Source organism: Nonomuraea sp. NPDC050547 (genome assembly GCF_044457345.1).
Taxonomy (GTDB): Bacteria; Actinomycetota; Actinomycetes; order Streptosporangiales; family Streptosporangiaceae; genus Nonomuraea.
Genome location: NZ_JBITGW010000005.1, coordinates 92,895 through 105,835, shown reverse-complemented (window position 1 = coordinate 105,835; position 12,941 = coordinate 92,895). Strand labels below are relative to the sequence as shown.

At 72.4% G+C, this 12,941-nt stretch carries 10 protein-coding genes; 8 read left to right on the top strand and 2 right to left on the bottom strand.

The annotated features are described in order from the left end of the window. Positions 1 to 44: 44 nt before the first annotated feature. Positions 45 to 902, top strand: a complete 858-nt coding sequence (locus ACIBHY_RS14305; protein ID WP_397306863.1) for a crotonase/enoyl-CoA hydratase family protein — start codon at positions 45 to 47, stop codon at positions 900 to 902. Here ACIBHY_RS14305 and ACIBHY_RS14300 read toward each other — a convergent pair. Further along, positions 899 to 2,308 carry an LVIVD repeat-containing protein gene (locus ACIBHY_RS14300; protein ID WP_397306862.1) on the bottom strand — a complete coding sequence of 470 codons (1,410 nt, stop codon included), beginning with the start codon at positions 2,306 to 2,308 and terminating at the stop codon, positions 899 to 901. The two genes, ACIBHY_RS14305 and ACIBHY_RS14300, sit on opposite strands and share 4 nt — an antisense overlap. Before the next feature lie 25 nt (positions 2,309 to 2,333). Between ACIBHY_RS14300 and ACIBHY_RS14295 the strand changes: the two genes are divergently transcribed. Together ACIBHY_RS14295 and ligD are read left to right on the top strand one after the other, a co-directional pair. Continuing rightward, a complete protein-coding gene (locus ACIBHY_RS14295; protein WP_397306861.1) occupies positions 2,334 to 2,942 on the top strand; it encodes a DUF305 domain-containing protein in 609 nt (202 codons plus the stop codon). A gap of 17 nt (positions 2,943 to 2,959) precedes the next feature. Further along, positions 2,960 to 4,162: a non-homologous end-joining DNA ligase gene (gene ligD, locus ACIBHY_RS14290; RefSeq protein WP_397306860.1), complete on the top strand. Its 1,203-nt coding sequence runs from the start codon at positions 2,960 to 2,962 to the stop codon at positions 4,160 to 4,162. Here ligD and ACIBHY_RS14285 read toward each other — a convergent pair. Next, positions 4,114 to 6,504, bottom strand: coding sequence for a beta-galactosidase (locus ACIBHY_RS14285; protein ID WP_397306859.1), 2,391 nt, complete (start codon positions 6,502 to 6,504; stop codon positions 4,114 to 4,116). The genes ligD and ACIBHY_RS14285 overlap by 49 nt on opposite strands. 99 nt (positions 6,505 to 6,603) lie before the next feature. Here ACIBHY_RS14285 and ACIBHY_RS14280 point away from each other — a divergent pair, with 99 nt between their 5' ends. Genes ACIBHY_RS14280 through ACIBHY_RS14260 form a run of 5 tightly spaced genes read left to right on the top strand, consistent with a single transcriptional unit; the run spans position 6,604 to position 12,936 of the window. Further along, entirely contained in the window at positions 6,604 to 7,632 is a 1,029-nt protein-coding gene (locus ACIBHY_RS14280; protein WP_397306858.1) for a LacI family DNA-binding transcriptional regulator, read from the top strand. Further along, positions 7,619 to 9,274 carry an ABC transporter substrate-binding protein gene (locus ACIBHY_RS14275; protein WP_397306857.1) on the top strand — a complete coding sequence of 552 codons (1,656 nt, stop codon included), beginning with the start codon at positions 7,619 to 7,621 and terminating at the stop codon, positions 9,272 to 9,274. Before ACIBHY_RS14280 ends, ACIBHY_RS14275 begins: the two co-directional genes overlap by 14 nt. Beyond that, the gene (locus ACIBHY_RS14270) at positions 9,271 to 10,266 is read left to right on the top strand and encodes an ABC transporter permease (RefSeq protein ID WP_379621636.1); all 996 of its coding nucleotides are present in this window, start codon (positions 9,271 to 9,273) and stop codon (positions 10,264 to 10,266) included. The genes ACIBHY_RS14275 and ACIBHY_RS14270 overlap by 4 nt, the downstream gene beginning before the upstream one ends. Beyond that, positions 10,263 to 11,147: an ABC transporter permease gene (locus ACIBHY_RS14265; protein WP_397306856.1), complete on the top strand. Its 885-nt coding sequence runs from the start codon at positions 10,263 to 10,265 to the stop codon at positions 11,145 to 11,147. The genes ACIBHY_RS14270 and ACIBHY_RS14265 overlap by 4 nt, the downstream gene beginning before the upstream one ends. 1 nt (position 11,148) lies before the next feature. Continuing rightward, complete coding sequence (locus tag ACIBHY_RS14260; protein WP_397306855.1) at positions 11,149 to 12,936, top strand: ABC transporter ATP-binding protein; 1,788 nt, start codon at positions 11,149 to 11,151, stop codon at positions 12,934 to 12,936. Positions 12,937 to 12,941: the final 5 nt, after the last annotated feature.

Here is a 12,941-nt window from a genome sequence, read left to right as displayed (position 1 = left end):
CGGACGAGCGGCTCCATGAGCACGTTACGGCGCCGGCGTCCCGGATGGCCTTGCTTCCCGGCGACCGGCTGGAGATGCTCAAGCTGCTGTGCGACCAGACCGCCGTGCGTGAGCGCGACGACCCCGTTCGGCGACTACGGATCACGGAGGCGAGAGCCATGAGCGTCCGAGTGGAGCGCGCGGGCCCGGTGAGCACGGTCGTGCTGTCGCGGCCGGAAGCGCGCAACGCCGTCGACAGGAAGACCGCCGACGCGCTGGTGTCGGCGTTCACCGAGTTCGAGGAGTCCGACGCGGCCGTCGCCGTGCTGTGGGGCGAGGGCGGCACGTTCTGCGCCGGCGCCGACCTCAAGCGGCTCGACAACCACGTCGGCGAGGAGGGCGAGGGCCCGATGGGGCCGACCAGGATGCGCCTGTCCAAGCCGGTGATCGCCGCGGTCGCGGGCCACGCCGTCGCGGGCGGGCTGGAGCTGGCCCTCTGGTGTGACCTGCGCGTCGCCGAGCGCGACGCGGTCTTCGGGGTCTTCTGCCGCCGCTGGGGCGTGCCGCTCATCGACGGCGGCACGGTACGGCTGCCGCGCCTCATCGGCCTGTCACGGGCCATGGACCTGATACTCACCGGCCGCCCCGTCGAGGCGGGGGAGGCCCTGGACATGGGCCTGGCCAACCGGGTCGTGCCCACCGGCACCGCGCGGCAGGCGGCGGAGGAACTGGCCGCCACCCTGGCCGCCTTCCCGCAGACGTGCCTGCGCGGCGACCGGCTGTCGGCTCTGGAGCAGGACGGCCTGCCCGAGCGCGAGGCCATGGTCAACGAGCTGCGCCACGGCATGATCTCCCTGGAGGACGGGCTGGCGGGGGCGGCCAGGTTCGCCTCGGGGGAGGGCCGGCACGGCCGCTTCTCCTAGCGCTGCGTCTGCGGGTTGAACTCGCCGGGCAGGGCCGGCTCCAACGGCACGCCGGTCAGCTTCAGCACGTCCAGGCCGGCGATCATGTCGCTGGAGTAGATGTGGCCGGCGTAGAAGTAGGCGGCCCACGAGCCGCCGTGGTCGAAGGGCGACTTCTCCCGCTGGAAGTAGGCGATCTCCCTGGCCCGCGCCGGGTCGGTGAAGTCGATCACCGACACGCCGCCGTCGTACCAGCCCTGCACCATCATGTCCCTGCCTCGGGCCGGGACCAGCGAGCCGTTGTGCGCGCTGCACGTCTTCGGCGCGAGCTGCGGTCGGGGGATCTTGAAGTAGCCGAGCAGCTTGAGCCTGCCGTTCTCGATGGCGTAGACGCCGTTGCCGCCGAGCTGAGGGCCGGTCTTGGGGTCGCAGACCACCGACCGGCCCGCGCCGAACTCGTCGGAGAAGACCACCCGCTCGCCGTCGCGGGTGAAGACCGCCGAGTGCCAGTAGCCGAAGTGCTCCGGGTCCTGGACCCGGTCGAGCACCCTCGGGTCGTACGGGTCGGTGACGTCCAGCAGCAGGCCGTCGCCGATGCAGGAGGCGGCGGCCAGCTTCTTGGCGGCGAAGACGGTGACGTCGTGGCAGCCGCCGTAGCCGAACGGCTCGGGCAGCGCGGTGCCGCCGTCGTCGAGCACCACGGGCGTGGCCGCCACCGCCGCCCTGGCCGGGTCGCCCACCGGCACCTTCACCACGGTGAGCCGGCCCTTGTTCCGCTCGCAGGCCGCGCCGGCGCCGCCGCCGAGGCGGCTGGGCGCGGAGGAGGAGTAGAGGATGACGTTCCGCGCGTCGGCCGAGACGAGCGTCGCGGTGTGGGACCCGCACGGCGTCGCCACCGCGCCGACGTACTTCGGGGCGGCCTTGTCGGTGATGTCGAAGATCCGCAGGCCCTCCCAGGTACGCCCGGAGACGCCGGGGTCGCAGCTCGCGCCGCCCATGGGCAGGTCCACCGACAGGAAGAGCAGGTTGCCGCTGACCGTCACGTCGTTCTGCGGTCCGGGGCAGTAGACCTGGCTGACGATCACGGGCCGCTCGGGCGCGGAGACGTCGTAGACGGTGAAGCCCTCGTAGTTGCCGGCGATCGCGTGGTTCCCGGTGAAGGCGAGGTCGGTGCCGATGGCGGCGGCGGTGTCGAAAGGGGGCGGGTTGTTCACCCCGGCGATGGGCCGGAGGTTGTCGCTGTGCCTGATCGTCGCGTCGTGCTTCTTCAGGATGTCCGGGTCGATCGGGGCGCCCGTGGGGGCCGGGGTGTCGGACACCACGGGCAGCGGCGCGGCGCGGAGCGGCGGCTCGCCCGCGCACCCGGACAGGCATCCGGACAACAGGACGGCGAGCGGCCCGATGAGAACACCCCGTCGCACGGTCACCCCGTTCGTCGTAGATTTTGCCCAGATGAACCGTAACGCGGTGATCGCCGCCGTGACAGTGCTCGCCTGCGCGTGTACGGCCCAGCCGCCCCCGGGGGGAGTCGTCCCCACCGGCGGGCCGCCCGTGATCCTGCCCGGCGGCCCCGGCGAGCCCGCGGCCACCGCCACCCCCGGCCAGACCGTCGCCCCGGTCGAGCGGCCGAACGCGGCCGACGTGCGCTTCGCCGAAGCCATGATCGCCCATCACCGGGCGGGGCTGGAGATGGCCGCGCTGGCCCGCGGGCGGACCACCTCGCGGCCCGTCCTGGCGGCGGCCGAGCGGGTCAGGGTCGCGCAGGAGGCCGAGATCACCTGGCTGACGACGTGGCTGGGGCGGCTGGGCCGTACACCGGAGCACTCCGCCCACTCCGGCGGGCACGCCATGGCGGCGCTGCGCGGCGCGGACTTCGACCGGGCCCTCCTCACCGGGATGATCGCCCACCACGAGGGCGCGCTCGACCTGGCCGGGCGGGTGGTCAAGGAAGGCGCCGACCCGGCGATCCGGGCGCTGGCCGCCGACATCGACCAGGGGCAGGGCGCGGAGATCACCCGGATGCGGGCGCTGCTGCGGGGGTCCCGGGCTTTGTCGGAGTGAGCACGTATGTTGAGTGCATGGACGTGGCTGGGCGAGAGGTGCGCATCACCAACCCCGACAAGGTGGTCTTCCCCGAGGCCGGATACACCAAGCTCGATCTGATCTCCTACTACCGGGCCGTGGCCGGCGGGGCGCTGCGCGGCGTCTCCGGACGGCCGATGATCCTCAAGCGGTTCGTGCACGGGATCCGCGAGGAGGCCTTCTTCCAGAAGCGGGCGCCCGCCAAGCGGCCCGACTGGATCGAGGTGGCCGAGCTCAAGTACCGCTCGGGGCTGAGCGCGGCCGAGGTCGTGGTCGGCGACCTGGCCCAGCTCGTGTGGGTGCTCAACCTGGGCTGCGTCGACCTCAACCCGCATCCGGTGCGTTCGGGGGATCTGGCCCACCCCGACGAGCTGCGCATCGACCTCGACCCCATCCCCGGCGTGCCCTTCCGCGACGTGCTGTCCACCGCGCAGGTGGCGCGCGAGGTGCTGGAGGAGCACGGGCTGACCGCCTGGCCCAAGACGTCCGGGTCGCGGGGTTTCCATGTCTACGCCAGGATCGAGCCGCGCTGGCCGTACGCGCAGGTGCGCAAGGCGGCCGAGGCCGTCGCCCGCGAGGTCGAGCGGCGCGCGCCGGACCTGGCCACCGCCCGCTGGTGGAAGGAGGAGCGTGAGGGCGTCTTCGTCGACTTCAACCAGAACGCCTACGACCGCACCGTCGCCTCCGCCTACTCGGTGCGCGCGGTGGCCGATGCCCGCGTGTCCACGCCGCTGACCTGGGACGAGGTGCCGGGCTGCCGGCCGGAGGCGTTCACCGTCGAGACCGTGCCCAAGCGCTACGCCGAGATCGGCGACCCGTGGGAGGACATGGATCTGCACGCCGGCGTGCTCGACGGGCTGCTGGAGCTGGCCGAGTCGCTGGGGCCGGCGCCCAAGGCGCCCAAGGGGGAGGGGCGGCGGCAGCAGACGATGCCGCTCATCGAGATCGCGCGGGCGCAGCACAAGGACGAGGCCATGGCCGGGTTCGAGCGCTGGAAGGAGCGCCACCCGGAGGTGGCCGCCCTGCTGGAGCCCGCTGACGTGCTGGTCGACGGGATGCGCGGGCGCAGCAGCGTGTGGTACCGGATCCGGGTCAACCTCCAGCACGTGCCCGAGGAGCAGCGGCCGCCGCAGGAGGAGCTGGAGGTCGACTACGACCCGTTCGAGGGCGTGGAGTGGCCGGGAGCCGGGCGCTCCTGACCCGGCCGGACGGTCTGTCCGCGGGCGGCGGGGTCGTCGGGCCAGGTGAGCAGGCGGTCCCCGACCTGGGCCGCGTCGCCCTTGCCGCGCCGGCGCAGCAGACCGGGACCGGCCAGTTCGCAGGTCGACCAGGCCAGGTCGCCGACGCCCTCGGGGAGCATCAGGCCGGAGCGGGCGGGCAGGTCGATCCCGCGCCCGCCGAACAGCGGCTCGCCGTCGCGGCTGAGCACGAGTGACTGGTCCACCGGGCTGACGTTCAGCAGGTGCACCAGACGTTGCCCGTCCGCGTCGGCGGTGGAGGTCACCACGATGCCCGGGACCGGCGCGTCGTGGGTGTGGCGGGGCCGGGCGCCGAGCAGGGCGAGCAGGCCGGTCCAGAAGTCCAGATGGCAGGGGTAGTCGCAGGTCAGCACGATCGCCTGGCCGGACCCGGCGCGCACGCGCACCCCGACCGGGGCGCCCGAGACCGCCTCGCGGACCAGGACCTCCGCCTCCGGCGCGATCAGATGCTGCAGCACGCCGACCCGGACCTCCGCGCGCCCTCCCTCGCCACCTTCCGCGTGCCCTCCCGCGTGCCCTCCCGCGCGGCCTTCCGCGTGGGCTTCCGCGTGGCCTTCCGTGTGGGCTTCCGCGCGGACCGAGGGGAAGAACCCGGCGGAGCCCTCCACCGGCGGCCCGGCCGACAGGCCCAGCGCCTCGGCCAGGATCGTGCAGGGCGCGCCGTCGGTGTCGCGGGCGGGCAGCATGCCGGCCAGCAGCAGCCGCCCGCCGTCCAGCACGTACGCGGCCAGCCGCCGCTGGACCCCCGCCGCGAGCGTGGTCGCGCTGCCCAGCACCAGCACCCGGCCGGGGCCGAAATCCTCCTGCAGGTCGACGGCCGGGAAGGAGAACCCGGCCAGGAGCAGCGCGCGGGCCACGACGTCCCTGGAGCCCATCCCGCGAAAACGCTCCAGGTCGGCCACGATCGCCCGCCGCTCGGCGTCGCCCGGGTAGGCGTACTCGGTCAGGTAGTGGTCGGGCACGAAGCCCAGCGCCACGTCGTCGTGCTCCTCGTCCATGTCGGCCAGCAGGTCCGCCGCCCCGCGCACCGCCGACAGCACCGACCGGATCGCCGCGAACGCCGGGCCGGTGCGTCCCTCCGGGTCCACGGGCGCGGCGAAGCCGTGGCGTTCGCCGGTGAACGCGACGCGGTCGTTGCCGTCGCCCGCGGGGACGTCGAGCGGCGGGTTCACCCCGCCCGCGAACAGGTAGTAGTTGATCAGCCGGTTCCCCTGCGCCACGCACAGCCGGGTCTTCAGCTCCAGCGCCGACGGCGGCACCATCAGCGCCAGGTCCTCGCCGTAGTCGCCGGTGCCCGCCTCGAACTCCAGCGAGGTGAGCGGCTGGTCCGCGTCGTGCACGGCGGCCATGAACGCGTTGCCGACGTACAGGTCGGCGACGTTGCCCACGGTGAGGTCGCCCAGGTAGTGGTCGGAGCCCGAGGTCAGCTGCGGCTGACCCCGGTAGGCGAGGTAGAGCTGGCTGATGCCGATCGGGTAGGTCCTGCCGCGCCCGCCGCCGGTCCCGTGGATGTTGACCAGGTACGGCACGCCGCGCACCCCGTACGCCTCGGCCCGTTCACGCAGGAACGCGAGGTAGCGGGCGTAGCGGTCGCGGTTGTAGGCGCCGAGCGCGTGGTGGAAGGCCGGTGAGCCGGGGCCGGACGGGCTGCGCGGCGACAGGCCGCCGAACGCGCCGCCGCTCCACGCGGCGAAGTCGGTCAGCACGCCGTCGGTGAGGTCGGGGGAGTTGCTCACCCACGACAACATCCCGACCTCGTTGTCGAGCTGCACCGCCGCCACCGGCCCGCCGCGCGGCGCCAGCCGTTCGGCCAGGACCGGCATGATCGCCGCGTACCAGGCGTCCACCTCCTCCAGGAACGCGGGCGCGAGGTAGTCGAGGGTCCTGGTCGGCACGGGCGCGCCGTCCCACGTCACCGGACGTACCTGCGGGTGCCGGGCGTAGACGCGGTAGGGGATGCCCTCGTTCTTGAGCTCGGCCATCACGAACGGCCCCGGCCGGGCGATCACCGCCAGCCCGCGTTCGGCCGCCAGGTCCAGGAACCCGGTCAGGTTCCGGTGCCCGCCGGTCCTGCCGGTCAGGTCGACGGAGCCGTCGGGCAGCTCGTGCACCAGCCACGGCATGTACGTCGCCACCGCCGTGCACCCGGCCTCCGCCAGCCGGTCGAGGCGGTCGCCCCAGTCGTGGGGCGCCAGCCGGAAGTAGTGCACCTCCCCGCTCATGACCAGCGAGGGCACGCCGTCGATCAGGATCCTGCGCCGGCCGAGACGGATGTCGCGCATGCGGACGGGTCCTCTCCGTGGGGGTCTTGCCGTGGTGAGGTTCCTCACATATGGTCGCTGAAAGCGGTTACAGCAACACGTTACGGCGGAGGCGGGCAGATGGGCAACAGACGCCCGACAGTGCGAGAAATCGCCAAGATCGCCCAGGTCTCCGTCGCCACCGTCTCCCGCGTCTCACGGGGAACGGGCCAGGTCAGCCCCGAGATGCGCGAGCGCGTGCTCCGCGTCATCGAGGAATACGGTTACCGCCCCAGCCAGATGGGCCGCGCCCTGGCCGAGCAGAAGCACGGCTCGGTGGCGATGGTCTTCCCGGGGCTGGCGGGGCCGTACTTCTCCGAGCTCATCCAGGGCTTCGAGTCGGAGGCGATGGCGGCGGGGGCCTCGGTGCACATCCTGGCCACCCACCACCGCGCCGGCGCCGGCGAGCAGGTGCTCACCATGGCCGAGCGGGTGGACGGCATGGCCGTCCACGGCGGCACGATCAGCGACGACGCGCTCCGGCGGGTCGCCGAGCTGGTCCCGGTCGTGACGCTGGCCGGGCGCTCCATGGACGGCGTGCCCGCCGTGCGCGCCGACAACACGACGATCGGCGAGCTGACCAGGCACCTGCTGGCCGACCACGGGTACCGGCGGCTGGCGTTCGTCGGCAACCCCGACGGCTCGCCCGACGTGACCGAGCGCTGGGAGGCGTTCAAGGCCGCCCACCGCGCCGCCAAGGTGAGCGCGCCGCGCGAGCCGCTGCGGCTCGGGCTGCAGCAGTCCGACGGCGTCATCGCCGCGGGAGAACTGCTCGAAGGCCGCCGCCGCCCGCGCGCGGTGGTCTGCGCCAACGACGAGACCGCGCTCGGCCTGCTCATCGGCGCGCTCGGCCGCGGCCTGTCGGTGCCCGCCGACGTGGCGATCACCGGCTTCGACGACGTGCCCATGGCCTCGCTCGTACAGCCTCGCCTGACCACGGTCCGCCAGCCCATCAGGGAACTCGGCGCGACCACCGCGCGGCTGCTCATCTCCGGACTCGGCGGCCCGGGTGCCGTCATGGACGCGGTCCTCGCCACCGAACCGGTGCTGCGCGAGAGCTGCGGCTGCACCACCAGCAGAAGGAGTGAAAGCAAAGGTGAGAGGACGTAAGCAGATCCTCATCGCGTTAGTGGCGGCACTGGCCGTGGCCGGATGCACCGGCACCGAAGGCATGGCCGCCCCGCAGGACACCGCCCAGGGCATGATCGGTCACCTGGACTACGGTGACTTCGGCGGCGGCACCGAGCCGCAGGCCAACTACAACCCCTACCTGCTCGCCACCCAGCTGGGCGCCACCGGATACCTCTTCGAGAAGCTCGTCGAGTACGACCACTTCTCCTGCACCCCCAAGCCCTGGCTGGCCGCCGCGTACTCCTGGACCGACCCCAAGACCCTCGTCCTGCGGATACGGCAGGGCGTGAAGTGGACCGACGGCGCCCCGCTGACCGCCAAGGACGTGGCCTACAGCTACTCCCTGATCAAGAAACATCCGGCCTTCGACAACGAGGGCGTGTGGCGCTACCTGTCCTCGGTCGAGGCCACCGACGCCTCGACCGTCACCATGCGTTTCCAGGACGCCGGCGCCTCCGCCTTCACGCTCGCGGTCAACGTCCTCATCGTGCCCGAGCACATCTGGTCGAAGGTCTCCGACCCGACGACGTTCGTCAACGCCGACAACCCCGTCGGCACCGGCCCGTTCACCGTGAAGGCCTTCAACCGCCAGCAACTGACCATCCAGCGCAACCCGAACTACTGGCAGGCCGGCAAGATCAAGGTCCAGGAGATCCGCTTCCACAAGGCCGACGGCGGCGGCCCGATCGACCAGCTCAAGATGAGCCGCGGCGAGTACGACCACAACGCGATGTTCATCCCCGACGTGGACAAGGCCTACGTGGCCCGCGACCCCAAGGTCAACCACTACTGGTACCCGCCGGGCGGCACGATCAGCGTCTACCTCAACCTCACCAGGAAGCCCTTCGACGACCTGGCCTTCCGCAAGGCGCTCACCGGCGCCTTCGACCACAGGCAGATCATCGACAAGTCGCAGAACGGCTACGTCACCCAGGCGAGCCAGAGCGGCCTCGTCGTCCCCGGCCACGACAAGTGGCTTCCGCCGGGCCTGGCCGGCCGGGGCCTCGTCCCGTACGACGCGGCCAAGGCCGACGCCGCCCTCACCGCCGCCGGCTACACCAAGGACGCCGACGGGACCCGGCTCGGCAAGGACGGCAAGCCGCTGACGTTCACGTTCAAGGTGCCGGGCGAGTGGACCGACTGGCTGGCCGCCGGCCAGATCATCGTCAAGAACCTCAAGGCGCTCGGCTTCGACGTCGACCTGGAGACCCCGGACTTCCCGACCTACGAGAGCGACCGGGCGATCGGCAGCTACGACGCGCTGCTCGGCGTGCACGGCGGCTCGTGCAACATGTTCAGGAACTTCGCCGAGCCGCTCGCCGGCGACCAGAGCGCGCCGATCGGCAAGAAGGCGGCCTCCAACTTCGTGCGCTGGAAGGACGCCGAGACCGACCGGCTGCTGGACGAACTGCGCGTCGCCACCGACGAGGCCACCCAGAAGAAGGCCGTCGCCGGCCTGGCCACGATCATGATGGAGCGGGTGCCGGTCATCCCGCTGTGGTACGGGGCCAAGTGGTTCCAGTACCAGACCGACAAGGCCGTCGGCTGGCCCGACGCGAAGAACCCCTACGCCAACCCGGGCGACAACCTGCTCATCATCACGAACCTGAAGCCGGCATGAGGTACTTCCTGCGGCGGGCCGGCTTCTTCGCGGCCACTCTCTGGGCCGCCGTCACGCTCAACTTCCTCATCCCCCGGCTGCAGCCGGGGGACCCGGCCGAGGCCATCGTCGCCCGGCTCAGCGGGCGCAGCCAGGCGATCGACCCCGCCCAGGTCGCCGCGGTTCGCACGATGCTCGGCGCCCCCGACGGCACCCTGCTCACGCAGTACGTCAACTACCTGGGCGCGGTGCTGCGGGGCGAGTTCGGGGTCTCCTACACCTACTTCCCCTACCCGGTCACGCACATGATCGGGCAGGCGCTGTGGTGGACGGTCATCCTGGTCGGGGTCACGCACGTGCTCTCGTTCGCCGCCGGCACACTGCTCGGCGCGTGGGCGGCCCACCGGCGCAACACCCGCACCGACTCGGTGATCACGCTGGGCTCCACGTTCGTCGGCACGCTGCCGTTCTTCTGGCTGGCGCTCATGCTCATCTACGTCTTCGCGATCACGCTCAACTGGTTCCCCGCCCGCGGCGGTTACGGGCCGGGCTCCAACCCCGGCTGGAGCTGGATCTTCTTCTCCGACGCCTTCCAGCACAGCGTGCTGCCCGCGCTGGCGCTGCTCATCGTCGGCCCGATCGGCTGGATCATCGGCATGCGCAACAACATGGTCCAGACGCTCGGCGAGGACTACGCCCGCCTGGCCCGCGCCAAGGGCCTGCCCCAGCGCAGGATCGCGCTCACCTACGGCGCCCGCATCGCCATCCTGCCCAACGTGACCGGCTTCGCCATGGCGCTGGGCGGCATCCTCGGCGGCACCGTCCTGGTCGAGTCGATCTTCAACTATCCGGGCCTCGGCCGGATGATGCTCGACTCCGTCACCAACCGCGACTACCCGCTCATGCAGGCCCTGTTCCTGTTCATCACGATCGGCGTCCTGCTCGCCAACTTCCTGGCCGACATGCTCTACGGCGTGCTGGACCCGCGCGTGCGCAGGGAGGTGGCCGCATGACCGCCGAACTGGCCGCCACCGAGGCCCGGCGGGCCACCCGGCTGCCCGGCTGGCTGGTCATCCTGTGGCGCAACCGCAAGTGCCGGATCGGGCTGGTCATGCTGGCCGGGTTCGTCGCCGTCGGGCTGCTCGCGCCTTGGCTGGCGCCGTACGGGCCGCGTGACGACTCCTTCGACGGGTCGCTCCCGCCCGGCGCCGGGCACTGGCTCGGCACGACCGCGCGCGGCGAGGACGTGCTCTCCCAGCTCATCTACGGCGCCCGGATCTCCCTGGTGGTCGGGCTGGCCGCCGGGGCGCTGTCCACGGTGATCGCGCTGGCCGTCGGGCTGACCTCCGGATACCTCGGCGGGCTGGTCGACGAGATCCTCTCCTTCTTCACCAACCTGGCGCTGGTCGTGCCCGTCCTGCCGCTGATGATCACCCTCGCGGCGTACTCGCCGGTCAAGGGCCTGTGGCTGATCGTCGCGGTCATCAGCGTCACAGGCTGGGCGTACGGCGCGCGGATCAAACGGGCGCAGATCATCTCCCTGCGCACCCGCGACTACGTGACGGCCGCCAAGTTCGCCGGGGACTCCACCGCCCGGATCATCATGAAGGAGATCATGCCGAACATGACCTCGCTCGTCGTGGTCGGATTCATGGGCGCCTGCCTCGGCGCGATCGGCGGCGAGGCCGGGCTCTCCTTCCTCGGGCTCGGCGACCCGGCCAGCGTGAGCTGGGGCGCGATGCTCAACCAGGCCAACAACGGCGGCGCGATGCTCACCGGCCAATGGGCCTGGCTGGTGGCGCCCGGCCTGGCCTTCGCCGGGCTGATGATCGCGCTCACGCTGGTCAACTTCGGCGTGGACGCGCTGAGCAACCCGCACCTGAGGGAGGACTGACATGGCCCTGCTGGAGGTGCGCGAGCTGTCGGTGACCTACCGGCCGCGCGACGCCGCGCCGGTGCGCGCGGTGGACCGGGTCGGCTTCGACGTGGACGAGGGCGAGTTCGCCGGGCTGCTGGGGGAGTCCGGGTGCGGCAAGTCGACGCTCGGCAACGCCGTACTGCGGCTGCTGGACAAGCCCGCCGCGATCAGCGGCGGGAGCGTCGTCTTCGACGGCGTGGACGTCACGCGCGCGAGCGAGGAGAGCCTGCGGCCGCTGCGGTGGGCCAGGATCTCCACCGTCTTCCAGAGCAGCATGAACGCCCTCAACCCCGTCATCACGGTCGGCGCGCAGTTCGAGGACGCCTTCCGCGCGCACGACGCCCATGGCGACGCGGCGGCGCTGATGGAGATGGTCGCGCTCGACCCGGACGTGCTGCGCCGCTACCCGCACGAGCTGTCCGGCGGCATGCGCCAGCGGGCCGCGCTCGCGCTGGCGCTGGCGTTGCGGCCGAAGTTCGTGCTGCTGGACGAGCCCACCACCGGGCTCGACGTGGTCGTGCAGCGCACCATCCTCGACCGGCTGCGCGAGCTGCGGGCCGAGCTGGGCTTCGCCGTGCTGTTCATCAGCCACGACCTCGGGACCGTCATGGAGATGGCCGACCGGGTGATGGTGATGTACGCCGGGGAGATCGTCGAGGACCAGCCCGCCGCCGCGATGCTCACCCGCCCGATGCATCCGTACACGCGCGGCCTGCTCGGCTCCTACGCCGACCCGCGGGCCGCCGAGGTGAGCGTGGACTACGTGCCCGGCCGCCCGCCGGACCTGTCGCGCGAGCAGAGCGGCTGCCGCTTCCGCGAGCGCTGCCCGGTCGCGGTCGCCGCCTGCGCCACCACCCACCCCCCGCTGGCCCCGGCCGGGCCGGGCGCGGTCCGCTGCGTGCTCGGCGGCGACCTGCCCGAGGCGGGCCGGACCCGCGCGTTCACCCCGGACCGCCCTGAGCCCGCGCCGCGCGAGCCCGTCGTGTCGGTGCGGGAGGTGGTCAAGGACTACCGGGTACGCCGCGGGTGGCGCACCACCGTGACGCGGGCCGTCGACCGGGTCTCCTTCGACCTGCGGCCGGGCCGGGTGACCGCGCTGGTCGGGCAGAGCGGATCGGGCAAGACCACGCTGGCCAGGCTCGTGACCGGCATCGAACGGCCCACCTCGGGCACCGTCGTCTTCGGCGACCTCGACGTGGGCGGGCTGCGCGGGCGGCGGCTCACCCGCTACCGGCGGCACGTGCAGATCGTCTTCCAGGACCCGTTCGCCGCGCTCAACCCCACCCGCACGGTCGGGTACGCGCTCGCCCGCCCGCTGCGCAACCACCTCGGACTCGGTGAGCGGGCGGCGGCGGAGAAGGCGGCCGGACTGCTGGAGGCGGTCGGGCTGCATCCGGCGGAGCAGTACCTGGACAAGCTGCCCCACCAGCTGTCCGGCGGGCAGCGCCAGCGGGTCGTCATCGCCCGCGCGCTGGCGCCCGAGCCCGGCGTGCTCGTGGCCGACGAGCCGATCTCCATGCTGGACGTCTCGATCCGCGCCGAGATCCTCCAGCTCCTCGACCGGCTGGCCCGCGACCGGGGCATCGCGATGCTCTACATCACGCACGACCTGCTCAGCGCGCGGCTGCTGGCCGACGAGGTGATCGTGCTGCGCGACGGGAAGGTGGTCGAGAGCGGTCCGGCGCCGCGGGTGATCAGGCACGCCGAGCACGAGTACACCAAGCTGCTGCTCGACTCGATCCCGACGCTCACCGGCTCCCTGTAGGAGGT